Source organism: Microbacterium sp. C7(2022) (assembly GCF_028823665.1).
Classification (GTDB): Bacteria; Actinomycetota; Actinomycetes; order Actinomycetales; family Microbacteriaceae; genus Microbacterium.
Genome location: NZ_JAPEHV010000003.1, coordinates 419,401 through 439,365 on the forward strand (window position 1 = coordinate 419,401; position 19,965 = coordinate 439,365).

The following is a 19,965-nucleotide window of genomic DNA, read 5'->3' on the forward strand; positions in this document are numbered from 1 at the left end:
CGTCATAGGAACCCCATAGCATCGCGGGCCTCAATGGGAACATCACGTTTTCCGGAGGACCCCCATGAACCAGCTCATCGTCATCGCCCTCGATCTCATCGCGATCGGCGTCCTTGCCTTTGCGGTGTACTACCCGCGGCACCGCCGACGTGACCTGGCTGTCGCCTTCGTCGGCATCAACGTCGGCGTCCTCGCTGTCGCCATGGTGCTCGGCTCGTCGACGATCGGCGCCGGCCTCGGGCTCGGCCTGTTCGGTGTGCTGTCGATCATCCGGCTGCGCTCGCGAGAGATCGAGCAAAGTGAGATCGCGTACTACTTCGCGTCCCTCGCGATCGGCTTGATCGCCGGCATCTCGGGGTCGATCTCGTGGCTCGCTGCGAGCCTCATCGTCCTGGTCGTCGCCGTCATCGCGATCGTTGACTCCCCCGCCATCCTCGGCGGGTCACGCGCTCGCACCATCACCCTCGACCGCGCATACACCGACGAAGACGAACTGCAGCAGGCCGTGGATTCTCTGCTCGGATGCCGCGGGGCGACCATTTCGGTCCGCTCACTCGACCTCGTGTCTGACACCACCTCGGTCGACGTCCGCTATCGCGCCGTACTCAAGACGCCTCGCCCGGCGGCAGCGGCACCGGTCACCCCGACCCAGACCCCAACTCTGCAGGTGCAGCGATGAGCGCCGCCATTGAACGCCTCCGCACGCTGCGCACGGTGTCGCTGGAAGAACTCAACGCGCAGGCAGCACTGCAGACCCGCGTCGACCGCAAGTACATCGTCGCGGCGCACGACGCAACGGCAGTCCTCGCCGCACTCCCTCGCGATGCGCAGGTGCTCGAGATCGATGGGGAGCGCGCCCTGCGCTACGCATCGCGCTACTACGACACCCCGACGCTTGACAGCTATCTGGGTGCCGCGCGCGGTCGCCGCCGCCGCTTCAAGGTGCGTTCGCGCAGCTATGTCGACTCGGGTGGGCAGTTTCTCGAGGTGAAGACGCGCGGCGGCCGCTCGGCCACGGTGAAAGACCGCGTCCCGGTCGCCACGAGCGGGCTGGACGAGGCCGGCGTGCAATACGCGGCCGAGATGCTCGCCGACGCCGGCATCCCCGAGTCCGGCCGCATCGCCGAACGACTGCAACCTACCCTCGAGACCCGCTACCGCCGCGCGACCCTTCTCCTGCCCGGGAACGAGACGGGCGGCATATCAGCCGCCCGCGCCACGATCGACATCGACCTTGCGTGGGCCGACATCACCGGAGAACGGATGCACTTGCCCGGCGCCGTCATCATCGAAACCAAGTCGGGGCAGCGCCCCGGGGCGCTCGACCGGACCCTGTGGCGTCACGGGCATCGCCCGTCGAGCATCTCGAAGTACGGGACGGGGCTCGCGGCACTGCGCCCGGCTCTCCCGTCGAACAAGTGGCGCCGTGTGCTCTCCGACCACTTTGCGGACGCGATCGCGGCATGAGCGCCGTCTGAGCGCCACGGGGCGCTCCTGAAAGCGACAAGACCCCTTGAATCCGCCCCGCCGGGAGCCGGGGTCTTGCTCTGAGCCTGGAGATCAGGCGGGCTTGGTGTAGCTGTCCTTGCCGAAGCCGATGATGAAGTAGCCGATGAAGGCAAACATCCACAGCAGGAAGAACGAGAACACTCCGCCCTTGCCAAAGGCGCGCCCGACGCGCAGCGCGACGATGATCGAGAACACGAGGTTCACGACCGGGATGAACCACAGCAGACCGAGCCAGGCACTGAACCCTGCGATCTTCGTCAAAACGAAAAAGTTGACGATCGGGATGATCGCGAGGATGCCCGGGTATCCGGCCTTGGAGAAGACCTTCCACAGAGCGACGGCAACGAGAACGTAGATGACGATGCCAACGAAGGTGGTGGGACCGAACAGCGTGCCGACATCGGCAGTGGACGTGACGGAGTTCATATTCAGCATACTTTCAGCTTAGGGCTCCACGGCCACCGTCTAACACTCCCCTTCCGCGCTCGCAACCCCCTGTGTGACTGCCGACCAGGCCTCTACCGTGAGAGTCACATGACCGCACGGGTGAGAGGAGCGAAGCATGGGATTCATGGACGACGCGAAAGAGACGGCCAAGGCCGTCGGCGAGAAGATCACGGATGCGTGGGAAGACACCACCGACCGCATCGGGGACAAGATCGACGAAGCGAAGGCGGACGCCGAGGTGAAGAAAGCCGAGGCCGAACGCGACTCTGTTCACGCGCGCAACGAGATCAAAGAAGACCTGCGCGACAACTGATCGCGTATCCGCCGCGTTGCGGCGCACGAAGGGCCTTGGAGAGTACTCCGGGGCCCTTTGCCCAGGTCAACCACTCAGGTGCAGCGCTCACTCCAAACCGATTCGCCGACGGTTTCGAAGAAGACATGACGATGAGGGATGCCGCCAACTGGCCGCGCAACACGGGTGCCATCGCGGCCCGGCGGCATGACGTCACGTCAGCTCGTAGACGCTGAGAGCACCTCACCTCCGGGGGGCGGTGTGTGCTCATCATGCCCGGCGTCACGAGCGAAAGGTGGCACGGCGACCCTGTCCCAGGCGTGACATCCACGTCTCGGTCAGGGTCGCCCGCGCCGCCGAGGCGTCCGAGCCCGGCATCAGACGGCGTCAGATGGCGGAGATCCGCCAGGAGGCCTCGGTGCTTTCGCCGGATTCCAGAACGATCAGCCCCGTGTCGTATGAGTAGTTCGCGTCGTTGAAGGCGTCGGGTGCACACGTCATCGGTTCGACGGCAAGCCCGATGCGGCTGGCCGCCGGCTCAGGCTTGTCGGCCGTGTGCACCTGCACCCATGCGCACGAGGTGTTCCACGACATCGCAACGCCCGTCCCGTCGGCGACCGTGACGCGCACGGTCGCGTCGCCGGAGTCATCGCGTGCGAGCCCGGTGTACGCGTGGTCGATCTCGGCGGCGCCGATCACCCGCGCATCGCGGAAGTCGAAGCGCGGAGCATCATCGGCATCCACCGCGCGAAGCTCGGTCGGGATCAAGCGGTCATCCGTCACCGCGAGAACCTCGGATGCCGGAAGCTCGAGCGTCCACTCATCGACCTTTCCGGGGCCAGCCACCAGATACGGGTGCGGACCCGTGCCGAAGGGCGCGGCATCCGGACCCTCATTCGTCGCCACGACGGTCTGGGTGAGGCCCTCGGCGGTGAGCTCGAACGTCGTGCGGATCGCGATGCGCCACGGGTAGGCCGTCTGCGCGGGAATCGACGCGGCGAGGGTCACGTGGCTCGGCCCCTTGTCGACGGCTTCGTAGTCGAGCCACACCGCCAGGCCGTGTAGCGCGTGCGAACGCGCGGGCTCGGTCAGGGCGAGCTGGCGCTCCACTCCCCCGAACGTGTAGCGGCCGTCGGTGACACGGTTCGGCCAGGGCGCGAGCGTGACACCGCGGTGCGCGGGGCGCACCTCTGCGGCCTCGAACGGCACGACGAGGTCGCGCCCGTCGTAGGTGAGCGAGCGCAGCGTCGCGCCGACGCTCGCGATGACGGCTTCGTAGTCGCCCGCGCGCAGCGCGTGCTGAGTTCCGGATGCCGGAGTGAGTGCCATGAATCAGATCCCCTGAGCGAGTCGGTAGTAGGCCTGGTTCCAGCGAAGTTCACGCTGGAAGCCGCGCACCGTCGTGTCTTCGTCGATGACGACGAGTTCGGTTTTCGCGATCTCGGCGAAGTCGCGGAACACCTCGATGCCGACGGCGGTCGTCATCACAGTATGGTGCGCCGCGCCCGCCGCGAGCCAGCACGCCGCGCTCGTCGCGAAATCGGGGGCCGGCTCCCACACCGCGCGACCGACCGGCAGCTTGGGCAGATCGGGCGCGTCGACGTTCTCGACGACGTTCGCCACCAGGCGGAACCGGTCACGCATGTCGCTCATCGCGACGACCAACGCGGGCCCCGCGTCGGCGGTGAAGACCAGGCGCACCGGGTCCTGCTTGCCACCGATACCGAGCTCGTGCACCTCGAGCCGCGGCTTGGCGGTCGTGAGGGACGGCGACACCTCGAGCATGTGGGCGCCGAGGATGCGCTCCGATCCCGGCACGAGGTCGTACGTGTAGTCCTCCATGAGGCTTGCCCCACCGGGCAGTCCCACACCCATGACGTTCGCCACGCGCACCAGGATCGCAGTCTTCCAGTCGCCCTCGGCGCCGAACCCGTACCCCTCGGCCATGAGTCGCTGAACCGCGAGGCCCGGCAGCTGCTTGAGCGCACCGAGATCTTCGAAGCTGGTCGTGAACGCGCCGAAACCGCCCTCTTCGAGGAACGACCGCAGTCCCAGCTCGATGGCCGCACCGTCGCGCAGCGACTGGTGGCGTTCGGCGCCGGGCTTGAGCTCGTCGGCCACCTCGTACAGAGCAAGGTATTCGGTGATGAGGGCGTCGATGTCTTCGTCGGATGCCGCGTCCACGGCATCCACCAACTCATTCACACCCCACGTGTTGACCTGGACTCCGAAGCGCAATTCGGCCTCGGTCTTATCGCCCTCGGTGACGGCGACGTAGCGCATGTTGTCGCCGAAGCGCGCGAGCTTGAGCGTGCGTGCGGCCGTCCAGCCCGCCGCCGCCCGCTGCCAGTCTTCGATCTGCTGTTGCACAACGGGGTTCGACACGTGGCCGACGACCGTCTTGCGCGCCACGCCGAGACGCGTCTGGATATAGCCGAACTCACGGTCGCCGTGCGCGGCCTGGTTCAGGTTCATGAAGTCGAAGTCGATGTCGGCCCACGGCAGTTCGACGTTGGCCTGCGTGTGCAGGTGCAGCAGAGGCTTCGCCAGGGCGTCAAGGCCCGAGATCCACATCTTGGCGGGGCTGAACGTGTGCATCCACGCGATGACACCGATGACGTCGTCGCGAGCGTTGACGTCGAGAGCCAGGCGCCGGATGGAGTCGGAGTCCTTCAGGACCGGCTTCCACACGACCTTGATCGGCACGTTGCCGTTGAGCCCCTGCACGACGGCCTGCGACTGCTCGGCGACCTGGCGGAGTGTCTCTTCGCCATAGAGGTTCTGACTGCCGGTGACGAACCAGACCTCGTAGCGGTGGAGGGAGGTGGACAGAGAAGAGCGTGACATGCGCAATTCCTTCGATCGTTCGAGAAGTGATTAGAGCGCGGCGGTGGCGGCGCGTTCGACCGCCAGCCCTGCGCGGTAGGTGTCGAGGTAGGCGGCGAAGCCGGCAACATCTGCCGGAACGGGTGTGGCAGTCTCGAACGGCGCGTCCGCGAAGACCCGCTCGGCCAAGTACGTCGTGAGGTCGTGTTCAGCGGATGCCGCGAGATACGCCGCGAGCACGGCAATGCCCCACGCGCCACCCTCGGAAGCGGCTTCGCCGACAGCCACCGGGGCATCCAACGCCCCAGCGAGGAAGCGCTGCGCCACACCCGCGGTGCGGAACATGCCACCGTGGGCATACATCCGGTCGAGCGCGACGCCCTCATCCCCGAGCACCCTCATGCCGAGCGCGAGCGTGCCGAAGACGCCGTACAGCTGCGCGCGCATGAAGTTCGCGAGCGTGAAGCTGCTGTCGGGCGTGCGGACGAACAGCGGGCGCCCCTCGGTGAGGCCGGCGATCGGCTCGCCGGCGAGATGGTTGTACGCGAGGAGGCCGCCGGCGTCGGCATCCCCGAGGAGCGCTTCGTGGAACAGCGCGTCGAAAGTGGCATCCGAATCGACATCGGCACCCGCTGCCGCAGCGAACCGGGTGAACATGCCGACCCACGCAGCCAGCTCGCTCGCCCCGTTGTTGCAGTGCACCATCGCGACCGGATCGCCCGCGGGGGTGGTGACCACGTCAAGCTCGTGATGAACCTCGACCAGCGGCCGCTCGAGGACGACCATCGCGAAGATGCTCGTGCCCGCACTCACGTTGCCGGTGCGGGGGGCGACCGCGTTCGTGGCGACCATGCCGGTGCCCGCATCCCCCTCGGGCGGGCAGAAGGGGATGCCGGGGCGAAGCGCGTGCGACGGGTCGAGGAGTGTCGCGCCCTCGGCAGTCAGCCTTCCCGCCGCGGCGCCCGCGGGGAGCACCGACGGTAAGACATCGAGGAGCGGGTGCGGCAACGCTCCGGCGACGAGTTCGTCGAAGCGGGCCACGAGTCCGGCGTCGTAAGTTCCCGTCGACGAATCGATGGGGAACATGCCCGACGCGTCGCCGACGCCGAGCACCTTCTCACCAGTGAGGCGCCAGTGCACGTAGCCAGCCAGGGTCGTGACGAACTCGATGCTCGGCACGTGCGGCTCGCCATCGAGGATCGCTTGGCGCAAGTGCGCGATCGACCAGCGCAGGGGGATGTTCTCGCCGAACAGATCGGTCAACTCAGCTGCTGCGCGCGACGTCGTCGTGTTGCGCCACGTGCGGAACGGCACGAGCAGTTCGTCCGCCGCGTCGAAGGCGAGATAGCCGTGCATCATCGCCGAGACGCCGATCGCGCCGAACGTCGTGGGGCGCACCCCGTAGCGCGCATCCGCGTCTTCGATGAGGGATGCGTACGCGGCCTGGACGCCGGACCATACGGCATCCAGGTCATAGGTCCACATGCGGTCTTCGAAGCGGTTCTCCCACTCGTGCGCGCCGACGGCGAGCACTCGCGTGGGGTCATCGGCGTCGATGAGGCACGCCTTGATGCGGGTCGAGCCCAACTCGATTCCGAGCGCCGTGCGACCGTCGGTGATCATCTCGGCGGTCACGATGCGTCCGCCTCGTCTGTGGTGTCGTCATCGGGGTTGTTATCGCGACGCGCGTCGCTCGCCTGCCCGTAGACGTTCTGGTAGCGCTGATAGAGCGCATCGATGCGGTCCTGCGGAATCGGGATGAGTGGTCCCGCCTCACGCGCGATGTGCACGGAACGTGCAGCGTCTTCGCACATCACCGCCGCCTTGACGGCGTCCTTCGCGCTCACACCGATCGTGAACGGGCCATGGTTCTGCATCAGCACGGCGCGCGAGCGGTGACCGCGCAGCGTCTCGACGATCCCGCGACCGATCGAGTCATCCCCGATGATCGCGAACGGGCCGATGGGGATCGGCCCGCCGAACTCATCAGCCATGCCGGTGATCACACACGGAATCTCTTCGCCGCGCGCGGCCCACGCCACCGCATATGTCGAATGCGTGTGCACGACGCCGCCCACCTCGGGCATGTTTCGGTACACGTAGGCGTGTGCGGCGGTGTCGGACGAGGGCGAGCGCTCACTGCCCGGAGTGCCGGGGATCACGTTGCCGTCGAGGTCGCACAGAATCATGTTCTCGGGGGCGAGGTCGTCGTACGAGACACCCGATGGCTTGATGACGAACAGGTCTGCGCCCGGCACACGGCCGGACACGTTGCCGCCCGTCCAGACGACAAGGCCGTAGCGCACCAGCTCGCCGTGGAGCTTCGCGACGTCGTGGCGCACCACGTCGATGGCCGCCGTGATCTCGGCGCTGAAATCTGTCACGGGTTCCTCCGTCGGTCTCGTGCACGCGGCTGTGTCGCCCGCGTCCTCGCTATGTTACCGGTAACATCGCGTGGTTGTCACCACTCGATGTGGATTCCAGGGCGCGCGGTCTACGGGCTCGAGGCGGGCGGCGCCGTCGACGCGCGCACGATGAGCACCGGTGGCGCGACGCCGTCGGGAGTAGCGCCCGCGGCGGAATCGCCTGTGCCAGCACCGGTCCCGGCGGAGTCGACCCCGGCTGAGGCGACCCCGGCCCCGGCCCCGCCCGAGGCGACAGCACCGCTACTCCGCCCGCCGCTGCCCGCGAGCACCGCGGCAACCACGCGCCGCGCCTCACCCGCAAGGTCGACGCGCACGGTCGTGAGAGCGGGGTGGTAGTACGCGGCATCCGGATTGTCATCGAATCCCGTCACACTGACGTCCCCGGGAACATCCAACCCCGCCCCGCGCAAACCCGCGATGAGCCCCAACGCCATCTGATCGTTCGCCACCGCGATCGCCGTCGGCCCTCCGGGTGCGCGCACCGCGGCGGCCACCTCGTTCGCCTGAAGCGCGGCCGTCGCGGCCGTCCAGTCCCCCTGCCATACCGGCCCATCGACAGCCATCGCGCTCGCAGCCTGCCGCATACCGTCGGAGCGGGCGCGCGCCTCGAGCCAATCGGCCGGCCCCTCGAGCCGCGCGATGCGGCGGTGACCAAGATCCCACAGGTGTCGCACGGCGTCGGCGGCACCCTGGATCTGCGCCTCCGCGCCCTCCCCCGCGTGCAGCGCCACGACCGGCACCTCGGGGTGTGCACTCGTCAGGGCTGCGAGCGAGCGTTCGTGGGGCGCGAGCACCACGAGTCCATCCACACCTTGGGCGCGCAATCGTCGTGCGGCGTCGTCGACGGATGCCGTGTCCTGCGCATCCGCGTACGCCGTGGCGATCCAGTGCCCAGCCTCGCGTGCGGCCGCTTCGAGCGCAGCGATCCCCACCGACGGGCCGTACAGCGCAGCGTCGGAGGCGATCACCCCGAGCGTGCGCGTCGTACGGGTGCCGAGCGCCCGCGCGGCGTTGTTGACGCGATAGTCGAGCTCCGCCATCGCCGCCAGCACGCGCTCGCGAGTCTCGGGGCGAATGTGCGGGTGATCATTCAGCACGCGCGACACCGTCTGCGTCGACACCCCGGCCCGCTCGGCAACCTGGCGCACGCCGATACGTTCGGCGCCAGATCGGGGCGGGGATTCCATGATCCCTCAGGCTAGCGCCCACCCTCGCCCAGGCATGGATGCGATCACGCAGGCGGGCGGTAAGGCGATCGTTCGGCTTCGCTGCCTGCTGCCCGATCGGGTGATGGACCTCATCCTCTCCCGCTTGGCGTGACGCGTCGCCGCCCACACGGGCGCGTAGGCTGTAGCCCAACAAAGCGAACGAGGAGACATGGCACGATTCCCGAAGGCGGTGTACGGGCAGGGCACCGAGCCCGATGTTCGATTTACGCTGGCCAACGAGCGCACGTATCTCGCGTGGATCCGTACTGCACTGGCGTTGGTCGCCGGCGGCGTCGCCCTCGAAGTTCTCGGCCTCGATCTGAACGCACAACTGCGGTTGTCGGCGTCGGTTGTGCTGATCGTCGCGGGCACCCTGGTCCCCGTTCTGGCCTGGATCAGCTGGGCGCGCACCGAACGCGCGCTGCGCAACGACAAGCCGCTCCCGGCGTCGCTTCTGGGCACCGTGCTCGCCGTCGCTGTCACGACGGCCGGCATCCTCGTGACCCTCGCTGTCTTCCTCTAGGTCGCCGCGCCGATGCGTCCGTCCGACTTCGACAAGGGCCTTCAGCCCGAGCGCACCGAACTGGCGTGGCGACGCACGACGTTGTCGTTGGCTGTCGGCTCCCTCGTCGCGATGCGCTTGCTCCCGACGATCTTGGGTGATCCGCTGTGGTTCATCCCCGGCCTGGTCGGGCTGCTCATCGCCGTGGGATTGTGGAGCGCGACACGACACCGCTATGCCCGCGTGAGCCACGCGACCATCACCCATGGCGACCGCGCCGAACTCCCCGATGGAAAGCTCCCGCTGTGGTTGGCCATCGCCACGTTCGCGATCGGACTGTTCGGCATGTGCGTGCTCGTGGTGATCACTGCCGTTCGCTAGGCCGCCGGGGCGCGGCATCCGAAATTCACGTACCTAGCGGACACCCAGCTGCCCTCGCTACACTCGAGGGTCGATTTCTTTCGTGCATCTACCTCGCGCCCACGGCGAACCAAGGCGGCACCACGTTCCATTCCGCTGCGGAGACTGCTTCATATGACCATTGAGACGGATGCCCCCACCCCCACGCGACGAGCAGAGACGCTCATCGGCGCCACCGGGCCAGGGTACTTTCCCATCGCGCTGATCGCGCGCCTGCCCTTCGCGATGATGGTGGTCGGCATTCTGACCCTTCTCGTCGCGGCTCGCGACTCCGTCGCGCTCGGCGGCATGACCGCCGCGATGACCGGCCTCGGCACGGCCGTGTTCGGTCCACTCATCGGCGCAGCCGCGGATCGGTACGGCCAGCGCCGCGTCCTCCTCGTCTCGGGCATCGCTAACAGTGCACTGCTGGCCGCCATGGCGTGGCTCGCCTTCAGCCCGGCGGCCGATCAGGTGCTGCTCGCCGTCGCGTTCCTCATCGGCGCGACGATGCCGCAGGTCGCCCCCATGTCGCGCAGCCGCCTCGTGGGGATCATCGACCGCACCTTCACGGGGCCTCGCCGAGGCAAGACCCTCAACGGCACGATGGCGTACGAATCGGCCGCGGACGAGATCGTGTTCGTGTTCGGCCCCGTCGTCGTGGGGTTGCTCGCCACCACCCTGAACCCGGCCGCCCCGGTCATCGGCGCGGCGATCGTCGGGGTGGTCTTCGTGACCGCGTTCGCGTTGCATCCGACCGCTCGTACGCCTGTCCCCCACCACGAGGCCGAGGATCAGGCGCCGCTGGGTGAGCTGTTCCGCCCCGAGGTGCTGGTGACGGTGGCCGGCGCCGTGGGCATGGGGCTGTTCTTCGGTGCCATGCTGACGTCGCTCACCGCGTTCATGGCCGAGCGAGGCGCAGCCGAGCAATCGGGCCTGGTCTACGGCGCAATGGGTATCGGCTCAGCGGCCCTGGCCCTGGGCGTCGCGCTGTTCCCGGCGCGATTCACACTGCACGCACGCTGGGTGACGTTCGCCTCGATCCTGTTCGCCGGCACGCTCGCGCTGCCGTTCATCAACACTATCGGCGCGATGGCGGTGTGCCTTCTGGTGATCGGCGTCGGCATCGGTCCGACGCTCGTGACGCAGTACAGCTTGGCCGCCGCGCGAAGCCCGAAGGGCCGCTCCGCGACCATCATGACCATGCTCGGGTCGGGCGTGGTCGTCGGCCAGTCGGCCGCGTCGGCACTCACGGGCTGGATCGCAGAGGATGCCGATGCCGGCATCGCCCTCATCGCACCCCTCAGCGCCGCGGCCGTGGTGCTCGTCGCCGGCATTCTCAACGCCTCGCTCGCGCGGCGGTAGCGCGGGGCACCGACGTCGCGGCGCGGGCACTGGCGGCGCGGTGCATGGCGGCGCGCGGTGCGGCTCACCCGACACCTCATGAGGAGAATTCACCTGCAGAGGATCCACCGCGAGAAATCGACCTCAACACCAGAATCTTCCTCAGCTACTGCCGCGAGAGGCGCCCACACCGCGGCGCGGGCACGCAACAGCGCCCGGCCCCACAGGGGGACCGGGCGCTGAACGATACAGCGGCTTAGAAGTCGAAGTCGCCGATGTTGTCTGCGTCGAACACGTACGGGTCGCCCAGGAGCACGACACCGTCAGCGCCGACCTCGTACGAGCCGAGGTCACCCGCGTCGAACGTGTCGCCCTCGTCGCCGGCGATCTCACCGGTGACGAGCGCCTGCGCGGCGTAGGCGGCGAGGTAGCCGAGGTCAGCCGGGTTCCACAGCGCGAACGCGGTCACCGTGCCGTCTTCGACGTACTCACGCATCTGGTTCGGGGTGCCGAGACCGGTCAGTGCGACGACAATGCGTTTGCTGCGGTTCCCGCCCGAACTGGTGGTGCGCGCCTCGACGCGGGCCCGCTGAAGGGGCGTGGCGCGGGGCTGCGGCGCGGGACTTGTGCCCCGGCATCCGATCCCGACATCGGCTAGAGCGCGAGCAGCCGATCGGTGTCGCCGAACACTTCGAGGCCGGCGCACTCTGCCACCCCTTCGAGCAACACGCGACCATCAAGGCTTTCGTGACGGAACGTCACCCTCGCGTCGAGCGTCTCTTCGACCCGCTGGTGCATCGCGGTTCGCAGCGGAGCGTGCAGCAAGCCGCCGCGCACGCGCGCAGCATCCAGGAACAACACCCCGTCGGGGCCTTCGACCTTCCATCGCACGCGCGCATCGTCGATCGTGAGCAAGCGCTCCTTCGAACCGTTGTAGGTCGTCCACCGGTGCAGCCGGCCCCCGTGGCGGAATCCGATGATCGAGCCGCGAAATGCCCGCCCCAGCCAAGGGATGATCGCAACGGACGCGATCAGTGACGCGTCAACTTCGCCGGTGTCCGTGTCGATGTGATTGGAGGCCATCCAGATATACCCGGAAGGGAATGCTTTGCCCCAGTCCTTCTCGATGTAGCCGCGTCCACCATCGAGCGACACCGAAGACCCCTCGATGTCGAGCGTTCCCGCAAGCGAATGTCCGAAGGACACGATGCCATGGAAGCACTCCATGAACGGCACCAAGCCATACCAGCCCATGATTCCCGGGGCAGCCGGCGTGACCGGCCACGGGATCATCGGCGAGGTGTAGTCCACGCGCCCTTTCAACTGCGGCAGGTCGAGCGTGACGCCGGTGGGCGAGAAGTGATTGTCGCCCACCCACACGTCGAACCGGTCGTCGCTGGCCCGGAACTGCGACGGCTCGAACCGGTGGTACCACGACCGACCCGTCAGGCCATCGAGCACCTGTACGAATGCTTCATCGCGCGTGCCCTGGTCGTCGGAGAGCCCGCGAAAGATCCCGGGGATCACGGCCCACCGCTGCGCGCGGTCGGCGGTGACCAGCTTGATGTACCAGCCTTCGAAGAAGGCGTGCCGGACTCCGTGTCCATGGAATGCTTCGGGATGCCGGACCCCGCGAGCCCACGCGACGGGAGATCTCATGCGCCCACCCTACGCGCGGGCGGCGGCACTCCGCCCCCGCCCGCCCGGCACTCCGCCCCCGCCCGCGCCCCCGCCCCCCGCTACGGGAGGAGATCCAGGAACGGGAGGATGATGAGGGGCCGCGCGCTCCTCCCCTACGCAAATCTCCTCCCCTACACGGAGGGCACGCGGCTTGTGCCGGTGAGGCGCATGGCAAAGGGAAGCACCCGGGAGGGGGCAAGGTGCGCATCAGGCGCGGGGGCAAGGTGCGCGTCAGGCGCGGGGGCAAGGTGCGCGTCAGGCGCGGGGGCACGGTGCGCGGCCGACCTGGGCGTGGGCGGCCGCGGGTGCGCGGGGACGCGGGGGTCTTGCTCGTCTACCGCGGCGCGGCGCTCACGTCGAGCACGTCCTGCCCGGCGTGCGAGGACCACGCGCTGGCGCGCCCCTCGGCGGCGTGCTTGGACGCACGCACCGCGCGCTCGTCGGCCCACTCGTTGAGCACGTGCCCCGCATGGCCGCGCACGTGCTCGAGCACCACATCCGGCATCCCTGAGGCCCGACGCGCATCGCGCACGGCGATCAACTGCTCGAGGATCTCGCGGTTCTTCGTCGGCTGCCCACCCGAGGTCTTCCAGCCGCGGCGCCGGTGCCCGTCCATCCACGATGCGTAGGTGTCGATCGCGTACTTCGAGTCGGCCTGCACGATGAGATGCCGCACGTGTGCGTGATCTTCGATCGCGTGCAACAGCCCGAGCAGTTCGCCGATGTTGTTCGTGCCCTGCGGTATCGACCCGGCAGCCCAGTGCCCGTCTTCGCCGACCCAGGCCCACCCGGCCGGCCCGGGGTTGCCCTTGCAGGCTCCGTCGGTGGCCACGGTGTATGTCTGCTCGTCAGTCACCGAGCAAGGCTATCCCGGCTCACCAACGGTTGTGCACGTGCTCGGCCCAGCCCTCGATCTGCGAGAACGCGACCGGCTCCCCCGCTTCCGGAGCGAAAGTGCCACTCCAGGCCCCAAAGCATTGATCCGTCGAGGATGCCACGACCCCCAGATTCGTGCGGGTCACCTTGTTGTAGAACGGCGTGAAGGTGGCATCCACCCCTTCTCCGATCACCCGCCATGGGGCCATCAGGTCCGCGAGGTCGTAGTGCCATTCGAGTTCTTCGCTGATCTTGTGGATCGTCCCGTCGATGTACATGGCGTTCTCGGTCGAGCCGGTGCCTTGCGTCCACCGGCCGCCGAATTGCACGCCGACCACCCGGCCGTGCGAGCGCCCCGACCCTGCACCCCAGTTCCACGTGATGTCGTAGGGCCAGCGGCCGCGCCCGTGATCGAGCACCGCCCAGGCATCAGTCGGCGAGACCCGATGTTCCGTGCCGTCGATCGTCAGAGTTCCCTCGGCTGGCCGGGCGACGTCCTTGACCGTGTACTGGAAGCGTCGCGAACTCCACGGCACGACAACTGCGAGCCGCTCATGCCCCGCGGGCAGGTGCGCGACGATGTCGAATTGCACGCCCGGGATCTCGCCGCGCAGCCGAGTACCGCCCTCGACCTCGTCGATGTCGATGCTCAGCTCGCGCACACGCGCAGACGAACTGTCAGTTTCGAGAGTGGGGGCGAGCGTCACACCCCGCGACGGCAGCACCGTTGCCGATCGATGCCAGGTCTGTTCGGTCTCGCGGTCGAACACCCACACCTCGTGCACCGCCGCGTAGTCGAGCGACGAAACGGTGAGGGCAAGAATATGGGTCGGCGTGAGGACGTTCCAGTACTCCCACCGTTTGTTGCGCCCGAAACCCCGGCCGACTCCTGAGGTCTCAATGATCGGATGCCGCGCCCAGCCGATCGCTGCCGGGTTCAGCCGCCCGCCGCGAAGCGTCAGCGAAACGGGCGCGGTGATCTCGCGCTCGCGCGCGCTCATCGATCCCTCATCCGGTCTCTTGCGGAACCCTGGTCAGCTGGCCGGGGACGGCGAGTCGACCAACTGGCCATTCGTCGGCGCAGGGGGTTCCGTCGGTTCGGGCAGCAACACCAAGCCGTTGGGGCTGCTCGCCGCCTGCATGAGCTCTTCGACCCAGTGGCGGTTGATGCTCTGCGGGCGGCGATCGATGAACTGGAACTGAAGCGGCACCGAGGGGTGAATCCAGAAACTGCGGCGCCCGGTTCCGTCTCGCATCTCGTGGTCGAACATGAAGGCTTCCGACCGGCGGAGTTTGTTCATGACAACGAGACGCAGGTGCGCCAGCGTACGGTCGTCGATGTCGACGGCGTTCGCCATCGTGTCGTAGATAAATCTGCCCACACAGCGAGAATAGTCGGCATTTCGCGGGTTAGTCTGTGCGTGTGGGAACCCTGTATTACGGCGGGTCGGCGACACCGATCCACATCGAAGATCGCGCGCTGGCGCACCTCAAAGTGGTGATCGCCACGAAGCTGCGTCGTGACGAGAGCTTCACGGTCTCGTGGGTGCATCCTGAAGACCAGGAACGCGGGCGCAGCACCGTGTGGATCCATCCCGCAATTCCGCTCCGGTTCGTCTTCGACGACCCTGAGCCGACGCCGCTCAGCCGCGACTGGATCGAAGCTCTCGCGTCGTCGGCGAACTCCACCGGCGGAATCTCGCTGATCGCCGAGCACTTCGACACCGGCCCCGTCGACGTCGACGACGAGTCACCTCAGGTGGTCTCGGTAGCGCCCGAGGACTGATCCTTAAGGGAGCGCCCCGCGCCACTGGCCTACACGTGGTCGCGCCATGAGTGTTGAGGCGCATAGCCGAGCATCCGTCGCGCTTTATCGATCCCGAGCATGGTGCCGTGCTCACCGAGCTCGCCCTGGCGCGGAACATCAGGGAAGACGGCGTCAACGAGCTCTGTGTTCGAACGGCGCATCACCGTGTCGGCGGCGGCGATGATGTACGCCTCGAACCCGGGAATCGATGCGTCCAGCGCGCGCTCGATCGCCTGCGCCGCGTCGCGCGCATCGATGTAGCCCCACAGGTTCCACTTGCGGAGCATCGGGTCGGCATCGAAGGCGGGAAAGTTCGCGTAGTCCTCGGGAATCATCACGTTCGACAGGCGGAGCGCGGTGATCGACAGCGTGGGATCCCACCGCACCAGCTCTTGCGCCATGCGCTCCTCGAGGACCTTCACGAGTGAGTATGTGCTCTCCGGACGCGGCGCGTACTCCTCGTCGACGGGAATGTAGGGCGGCGGAACATCAAACGGCAGACCCAGCACGGTCTCGCTCGAGGCATAGACGATGCGCCCGATGCCCAGGCGCCTGGCCGCTTGGAACACGTTGTAAGTGACGATCATGTTGTTGTGGAAGGTGGCAACGTCGCTCACGATCCCGGGGGCCGGCACCGCCGCGAGGTGGACGATCGCGTCGACGCCCGCGTGCTGGTCATTGACTCCGGCGAAGGCGTCGATGACTTGCCCGTAGTCGGTCAGGTCGACCCGCACGAAGCCCGGGCCTTTGTCCCCGTGCTGATCGAGGGCGATCACCTCGTGATCTCGCGCGCGCAGCTCTTGCACGACGACACGACCGAGCTTTCCGGATGCTCCTGTGACGGCAATTCGCATGGCATCCACTCTGTCACTCACCGTGGACAGCCGGGCGACTACTCTTCGCGCGACCCCAAGTCGGCGCGCGGCACGAAGTGCGCCGTCGGCGTCGTGACGTGTGACAATTCGAGGACCACGATGCGGTTCTCCCCTGCGTGCACGACCGGCGCGGGCACGTACAGCGTGCGCTGAGGCCCGACCTGCGAGTAACGACCGAGCAGGAACCCGTTGATGGCGACGAACCCGTGCCCCCAAGCCGTAGTGTCCAGGAACAGATCCGTGGGCTGGTCGAGAGTGAACGAACCCGCGAGGGCGACCGGGCCGGCGATTACGGGCGGTTCCGCAGGCGCACCCGAGCCGGGTCGCGCGGGCGGATCGACGCGACCTGCGGCCTCGGCCACGGCGGGACTCACCACCGCGGCCGCCCACTGCTCCACATCGATCGGCAGAGCCGTCCACCCTTCGACAGCCACACCATCGACCGCGACCGGCCCGATGAGCCCTTTGTGTTCGCCAATGCGCACGTCGTAATTCACGCGTCCCTGCTCTTCGACGAGAACGCTCACGCGGCGGCCACACGGGATCACGATCGCCCGCTCGTGCCGCGCCCGATCGAGCGTGCCCACGCGCACTCCGTCGACCGACACCCACCCCCGGTCGCGCACCTCGCCGAAGGCCAGCACCGCCGACGACCCATCGCCCGGCATGCTCGGGAGCTCAGCCTCATAGCGCACCAGCGCGCTGACGTGGCCCAGCTGTTCGAAGGTCGGCGGCTGCACTGCAGAGACGGCGGTGGCGGCATCCGTCCATGAAAATGCGTCTGCCCTGGCATCCACTGCCCGAAGCGGCACGTCAAACGTCAGCGCATCCGGCGCCGTGGCCGGTACCTCGTCGGGCACGTCGAAGTACTTCGCGATCACGTCACGGAACGCGAAGTACTTGGCGGTCGGGTTACCGGCTTCATCGAGCGGCGCGTCGTAGTCGTACGACGTGGTGATCGGCAGATACCGACCCTTGTGATTTGCCCCGTTGGTCAGGCCGAAGTTCGTGCCACCGTGGAACATGTAGAAATTGACGGATGCCCCTGCCGAGAGGATCGCGTCGAGCTCGGCGGCCGACGCCTCGGCGCTCGTGGTGTGGTGCACACTGCCGATCCAGTCGAACCAGCCATCCCAGAACTCGGCGCACATGAGCGGCCCGGTCTTCTGGTGAGCGCGGAGCGTCGCGAGTCTCTCGGTCGCGCGCGAGCCGAATGATCCCGTGAGGTGAAGCCCTTCGAGGCTACCCGCGGCGAGCATCTCGTTTGTGGGCTGATCGATGGTCGTGAGCGGTACCGTGATGCCCGCCGCTCGCGTCACGCGGACGAGTTCGCGCAGGTAATCCTTGTCGTTGCCATAGGCGCCGTACTCGTTCTCGATCTGCACGAGGATCACGGGCCCACCCCGGCTGATCTGCCGTGGAGCGACGATCTCGTACACACGATCGAGGTACTCCGTCAGCGCGGCGAGGTAGGCGGGCTCCGAACGGCGCAGACCGATGCCCTCCATGGCGGTGAGCCACGTCGGCAGGCCTCCGTTATGCCACTCGGCGCAGATGTATGGGCCAGGCCGCACGATCGCGTGCATGCCCTCGGCCGCCACCAGGTCGAGGAAGCGCGCGAGATCTCTCGGCCCACTCGCATCCCACTCGCCGCGCACGGGCTCGTGGAAGTTCCACGCCACGTACGTCTCGATCGTGTTGAGCCCCATGAGGCGTGCCTTGCGAATGCGATCCGCCCACTGGTCGGGGTGCACGCGGAAGTAGTGCAGCGCGCCAGCGAGGATGCGGTGCGGCCGTCCGTCAAGCTCGAAATCGGTATCGCCGATGGTGAATTCCGTCACGCCTCCCCACCCTACGCGCGAGGAGGGAAAGCGCATACCGACGTCAGGCCGATATGCGCTTTCCGTTCGTGCGATGCGCGGGTTGCGTGCGCGGTCGACGGTCAGGCGTGGGCGAGCTCGCTTTCGAGCCGCGCGTAGCTGGTCTCCATGCCGTCGGTCATACCGGTGGCGAGCACGATGTCGCGCACTTCGGCGCTCGGGTAGGTGACGACGATGCTCAGCAGCGTGCCCCCATCGACGGGAGTCAGGGTCATCTCGTTGACCGTGCCCGGCCCCTCGAGTCCGATCATGTTCTCGGTCGTGACCTCACGGTGCGGGGCATCCGACTCGAGCAGTTCACCGACGAATCCGAAGGCGTCCGCTCCATCGGCCGGACCGCCAGCGACCGGCGCCCACTCGTGGCGGTAGTCATCGCCGACGGATGCCGCAAGGTCGCACACCGTCATCTCCCACCCGTCGGGGCCGAGAAGCCAGCGCTTCATCAGGTCCGCGTCATGGTGTGCACGCCACACGTCCTCGACGCTGCCACGGATCACCCGCGCGACCCGCACATGCGTGTCGTCGAGGATCTGCGCCTCGGTCGCGAGTTCGGCCGAGAACGACGCCAGGTCGGCGAGAACAGCGTCGATCTGGCTCATCGCCTCGCGCATGCCGTCTTCCATTCCCATGCCGATCAGCTCTTCGAGCGCTTCAGCCGACGGGAAGTACGTCGTCGTGGTTAGTCGGGAACCGGCATCCGTACTGTCGAAGACGAACGTCATGCGCATGCTCGGCATGTCGGTGTTCTCCTCCCCCGCCTCGTTCGCGAACCCGTCGCGCACCTCGAAGCTGCGGCCGGGGTCGACGGCGAGGAACTCCCAGAAGCCGCTGGAGCGCTCACCGTCGGGGCCGGTCATCGTGTACTGGCTGCGCCCGCCGGGGTACACATCGTGCCGGTAGAACGTAGCCGGCCAGCTCGGCGGGCCCCAGAACTTCTCGATCTGACGGGGATCGGTGTACGCGTTCCAGAGTCGCTCGACGGATGCGGCGAACTCGGCGACGACGGTCATCGTCAGCGCTGTCGCGTCCTTGTCTACGTGTGTGATGGGCATGTCAGGACCTTTCGTTGTCTTCGGCGAGCAGGGCATCGAGTCTGTCGATGCGCGAGCGCCACAGTTGCTCATAGCGGTCGAGCAGGGCCTGCGCCCGGCGGATCGCCTCGGGATTGCCGCGAACCATGCGCTCGCGGCCATGAGGATGCTTGGTCACCAGACCCGCCCCCTCCAGCACGGCCACGTGCTTCTGCACCGCGGCGAAGGACATGTCGTACGAGGCAGCCAGGTCAGAGACCGACTGCTCGTCGACCAGGGTGCGGCGCACGATGTCACGGCGCGTCGCGTCGGCGAGGGCCCGGAAGATCCGGTCCACCTCGTCATCGGAGAGCTCAGTTTGTACAACCATTTGGTTGTACGTTACGACGCGCGCGGATCTCTGTCAAGTACTCGATGCGCTTCGCATCCGACCATCCACCCCTCGCCCGACCGGCAGCTCGCCCCCACCCGAACGCTCCGCCCCCACAATCTGCACCCGCCCGCAGCACATCCTGGGGGCGGAACGAGAGGAACTGGACCACTCCCGACTTCCGCCCCCACAATCTGCACCCGCGAACAGCACATCCTGGGGGCGGAACGATCGGGGTGGCTGGGCATCTCTGCGGCGCGCCGCACCCGGTGCCTCCCCCGGGTTGCGCCCCCAAGATTTGCACCGACGGACAGCACATTCTGGGGGCGGAGCGGCGCGCCGGCGGGCCGCACCCGGCAGTCCCCGGTTGCACCCCCAGAATTTGCGTCTACGGGCGGCACATCTTGGGGGCGAAGTGCCAAGGGTGGCCGCGGAGCGGGGTGAGTCCCATAGCGTGGTGTCAATTCCCGCGGGGGTCCTCGGCGTTGTAGAC

General features: G+C 67.6%; 21 protein-coding genes and 1 pseudogene. 7 read left to right on the plus strand and 15 right to left on the minus strand.

The window, feature by feature from the left end; genetic code table 11:
- Positions 1-64: 64 nt before the first annotated feature.
- Complete coding sequence (locus tag ON062_RS06190) at positions 65-679, plus strand: DUF4956 domain-containing protein (protein WP_274646249.1); 615 nt, start codon at positions 65-67, stop codon at positions 677-679.
- On the plus strand, positions 676-1,467 hold the full coding sequence (locus ON062_RS06195) for a polyphosphate polymerase domain-containing protein (RefSeq protein WP_274646250.1): 792 nt from the start codon (positions 676-678) through the stop codon (positions 1,465-1,467). Before ON062_RS06190 ends, ON062_RS06195 begins: the two co-directional genes overlap by 4 nt.
- A 93-nt stretch (positions 1,468-1,560) precedes the next feature.
- Here the strand turns inward: ON062_RS06195 and ON062_RS06200 are convergent, their stop codons facing one another.
- Positions 1,561-1,944 (minus strand): DUF5684 domain-containing protein, encoded by a 384-nt coding sequence (locus tag ON062_RS06200; RefSeq protein WP_306802274.1) that lies wholly within the window; start codon positions 1,942-1,944, stop codon positions 1,561-1,563.
- Positions 1,945-2,080: 136 nt separating this feature from the next.
- On the opposite strand from ON062_RS06200, the gene ON062_RS06205 reads away from it, so the two are divergent.
- On the plus strand, positions 2,081-2,269 hold the full coding sequence (locus ON062_RS06205; protein ID WP_274646251.1) for a hypothetical protein: 189 nt from the start codon (positions 2,081-2,083) through the stop codon (positions 2,267-2,269).
- 366 nt (positions 2,270-2,635) lie between these two features.
- On the opposite strand, the gene ON062_RS06210 is transcribed toward ON062_RS06205, so the two are convergent.
- The 5 genes from ON062_RS06210 to ON062_RS06230 all read right to left on the minus strand — a co-directional run bounded on the left by ON062_RS06210 (position 2,636) and on the right by ON062_RS06230 (position 8,687).
- A complete protein-coding gene (locus ON062_RS06210) occupies positions 2,636-3,577 on the minus strand; it encodes an aldose 1-epimerase family protein (RefSeq protein ID WP_274646252.1) in 942 nt (313 codons plus the stop codon).
- Positions 3,578-3,580: 3 nt separating this feature from the next.
- Positions 3,581-5,095: an L-arabinose isomerase gene (gene araA, locus ON062_RS06215; RefSeq protein WP_274646253.1), complete on the minus strand. Its 1,515-nt coding sequence runs from the start codon at positions 5,093-5,095 to the stop codon at positions 3,581-3,583.
- 30 nt (positions 5,096-5,125) lie between these two features.
- A complete protein-coding gene (locus tag ON062_RS06220; protein WP_274646289.1) occupies positions 5,126-6,697 on the minus strand; it encodes a xylulokinase in 1,572 nt (523 codons plus the stop codon).
- 8 nt (positions 6,698-6,705) lie between these two features.
- Positions 6,706-7,458, minus strand: coding sequence for an L-ribulose-5-phosphate 4-epimerase (locus tag ON062_RS06225; RefSeq protein ID WP_274646254.1), 753 nt, complete (start codon positions 7,456-7,458; stop codon positions 6,706-6,708).
- A 110-nt stretch (positions 7,459-7,568) separates the two neighbouring features.
- Positions 7,569-8,687, minus strand: a complete 1,119-nt coding sequence (locus ON062_RS06230; protein WP_274646255.1) for a LacI family DNA-binding transcriptional regulator — start codon at positions 8,685-8,687, stop codon at positions 7,569-7,571.
- A gap of 190 nt (positions 8,688-8,877) precedes the next feature.
- On the opposite strand from ON062_RS06230, the gene ON062_RS06235 reads away from it, so the two are divergent.
- From ON062_RS06235 to ON062_RS06245, 3 genes are all read left to right on the plus strand, one after another.
- A complete protein-coding gene (locus tag ON062_RS06235) occupies positions 8,878-9,231 on the plus strand; it encodes a YidH family protein (RefSeq protein ID WP_274646256.1) in 354 nt (117 codons plus the stop codon).
- Between the two features lie 12 nt (positions 9,232-9,243).
- A complete protein-coding gene (locus tag ON062_RS06240; protein WP_274646257.1) occupies positions 9,244-9,591 on the plus strand; it encodes a DUF202 domain-containing protein in 348 nt (115 codons plus the stop codon).
- A gap of 153 nt (positions 9,592-9,744) precedes the next feature.
- Entirely contained in the window at positions 9,745-10,974 is a 1,230-nt protein-coding gene (locus ON062_RS06245) for an MFS transporter (protein WP_274646258.1), read from the plus strand.
- A gap of 235 nt (positions 10,975-11,209) precedes the next feature.
- Here the strand turns inward: ON062_RS06245 and ON062_RS06250 are convergent.
- From ON062_RS06250 to ON062_RS06270, 5 genes and pseudogenes are all read right to left on the minus strand, one after another.
- Positions 11,210-11,482: pseudogene (locus ON062_RS06250) on the minus strand (substrate-binding domain-containing protein); the annotation flags it as partial.
- A gap of 125 nt (positions 11,483-11,607) precedes the next feature.
- On the minus strand, positions 11,608-12,612 hold the full coding sequence (locus tag ON062_RS06255) for a tocopherol cyclase family protein (RefSeq protein ID WP_274646259.1): 1,005 nt from the start codon (positions 12,610-12,612) through the stop codon (positions 11,608-11,610).
- A gap of 355 nt (positions 12,613-12,967) precedes the next feature.
- Positions 12,968-13,489: a ribonuclease H gene (locus ON062_RS06260; RefSeq protein WP_274646260.1), complete on the minus strand. Its 522-nt coding sequence runs from the start codon at positions 13,487-13,489 to the stop codon at positions 12,968-12,970.
- A 19-nt stretch (positions 13,490-13,508) separates the two neighbouring features.
- Positions 13,509-14,510: a DUF2804 domain-containing protein gene (locus ON062_RS06265; protein WP_274646261.1), complete on the minus strand. Its 1,002-nt coding sequence runs from the start codon at positions 14,508-14,510 to the stop codon at positions 13,509-13,511.
- Between the two features lie 33 nt (positions 14,511-14,543).
- Entirely contained in the window at positions 14,544-14,891 is a 348-nt protein-coding gene (locus ON062_RS06270) for an ATP-dependent DNA ligase (protein ID WP_274646262.1), read from the minus strand.
- Between the two features lie 41 nt (positions 14,892-14,932).
- Between ON062_RS06270 and ON062_RS06275 the strand changes: the two genes are divergently transcribed.
- On the plus strand, positions 14,933-15,295 hold the full coding sequence (locus ON062_RS06275; RefSeq protein ID WP_274646263.1) for a hypothetical protein: 363 nt from the start codon (positions 14,933-14,935) through the stop codon (positions 15,293-15,295).
- A gap of 29 nt (positions 15,296-15,324) precedes the next feature.
- Here ON062_RS06275 and ON062_RS06280 read toward each other — a convergent pair whose 3' ends face one another.
- The 4 genes from ON062_RS06280 to ON062_RS06295 form a co-directional block, all read right to left on the minus strand.
- Positions 15,325-16,170 (minus strand): NAD(P)-dependent oxidoreductase, encoded by an 846-nt coding sequence (locus ON062_RS06280; RefSeq protein ID WP_274646264.1) that lies wholly within the window; start codon positions 16,168-16,170, stop codon positions 15,325-15,327.
- Positions 16,171-16,208: 38 nt separating this feature from the next.
- The gene (locus ON062_RS06285; protein ID WP_274646265.1) at positions 16,209-18,032 is read right to left on the minus strand and encodes a beta-galactosidase family protein; all 1,824 of its coding nucleotides are present in this window, start codon (positions 18,030-18,032) and stop codon (positions 16,209-16,211) included.
- Between the two features lie 101 nt (positions 18,033-18,133).
- Positions 18,134-19,123 (minus strand): SRPBCC family protein, encoded by a 990-nt coding sequence (locus tag ON062_RS06290; protein ID WP_274646266.1) that lies wholly within the window; start codon positions 19,121-19,123, stop codon positions 18,134-18,136.
- A gap of 1 nt (position 19,124) precedes the next feature.
- Complete coding sequence (locus ON062_RS06295) at positions 19,125-19,472, minus strand: helix-turn-helix transcriptional regulator (protein WP_274646267.1); 348 nt, start codon at positions 19,470-19,472, stop codon at positions 19,125-19,127.
- Between the last annotated feature and the right edge of the window lie 493 nt (positions 19,473-19,965).

What these genes read in the sequence shown, in the direction of transcription:
- ON062_RS06280 (WP_274646264.1), bottom strand. Translation starts at nt 16,170, where the DNA reads ATGCGAATTGCCGTCACAGGAGCATCCGGAAAGCTCGGTCGTGTCGTC.
- araA (WP_274646253.1), bottom strand. Translation starts at nt 5,095, where the DNA reads ATGTCACGCTCTTCTCTGTCCACCTCCCTCCACCGCTACGAGGTCTGG.
- ON062_RS06255 (WP_274646259.1), bottom strand. Translation starts at nt 12,612, where the DNA reads ATGAGATCTCCCGTCGCGTGGGCTCGCGGGGTCCGGCATCCCGAAGCA.
- ON062_RS06200 (WP_306802274.1), bottom strand. Translation starts at nt 1,944, where the DNA reads ATGCTGAATATGAACTCCGTCACGTCCACTGCCGATGTCGGCACGCTG.
- ON062_RS06210 (WP_274646252.1), bottom strand. Translation starts at nt 3,577, where the DNA reads ATGGCACTCACTCCGGCATCCGGAACTCAGCACGCGCTGCGCGCGGGC.
- ON062_RS06290 (WP_274646266.1), bottom strand. Translation starts at nt 19,123, where the DNA reads ATGCCCATCACACACGTAGACAAGGACGCGACAGCGCTGACGATGACC.
- ON062_RS06245 (WP_274646258.1), top strand. Translation starts at nt 9,745, where the DNA reads ATGACCATTGAGACGGATGCCCCCACCCCCACGCGACGAGCAGAGACG.
- ON062_RS06230 (WP_274646255.1), bottom strand. Translation starts at nt 8,687, where the DNA reads ATGGAATCCCCGCCCCGATCTGGCGCCGAACGTATCGGCGTGCGCCAG.
- ON062_RS06240 (WP_274646257.1), top strand. Translation starts at nt 9,244, where the DNA reads ATGCGTCCGTCCGACTTCGACAAGGGCCTTCAGCCCGAGCGCACCGAA.
- ON062_RS06235 (WP_274646256.1), top strand. Translation starts at nt 8,878, where the DNA reads ATGGCACGATTCCCGAAGGCGGTGTACGGGCAGGGCACCGAGCCCGAT.
- ON062_RS06295 (WP_274646267.1), bottom strand. Translation starts at nt 19,472, where the DNA reads ATGGTTGTACAAACTGAGCTCTCCGATGACGAGGTGGACCGGATCTTC.
- ON062_RS06195 (WP_274646250.1), top strand. Translation starts at nt 676, where the DNA reads ATGAGCGCCGCCATTGAACGCCTCCGCACGCTGCGCACGGTGTCGCTG.
- ON062_RS06220 (WP_274646289.1), bottom strand. Translation starts at nt 6,697, where the DNA reads ATGATCACCGACGGTCGCACGGCGCTCGGAATCGAGTTGGGCTCGACC.
- ON062_RS06205 (WP_274646251.1), top strand. Translation starts at nt 2,081, where the DNA reads ATGGACGACGCGAAAGAGACGGCCAAGGCCGTCGGCGAGAAGATCACG.
- ON062_RS06265 (WP_274646261.1), bottom strand. Translation starts at nt 14,510, where the DNA reads ATGAGCGCGCGCGAGCGCGAGATCACCGCGCCCGTTTCGCTGACGCTT.
- ON062_RS06190 (WP_274646249.1), top strand. Translation starts at nt 65, where the DNA reads ATGAACCAGCTCATCGTCATCGCCCTCGATCTCATCGCGATCGGCGTC.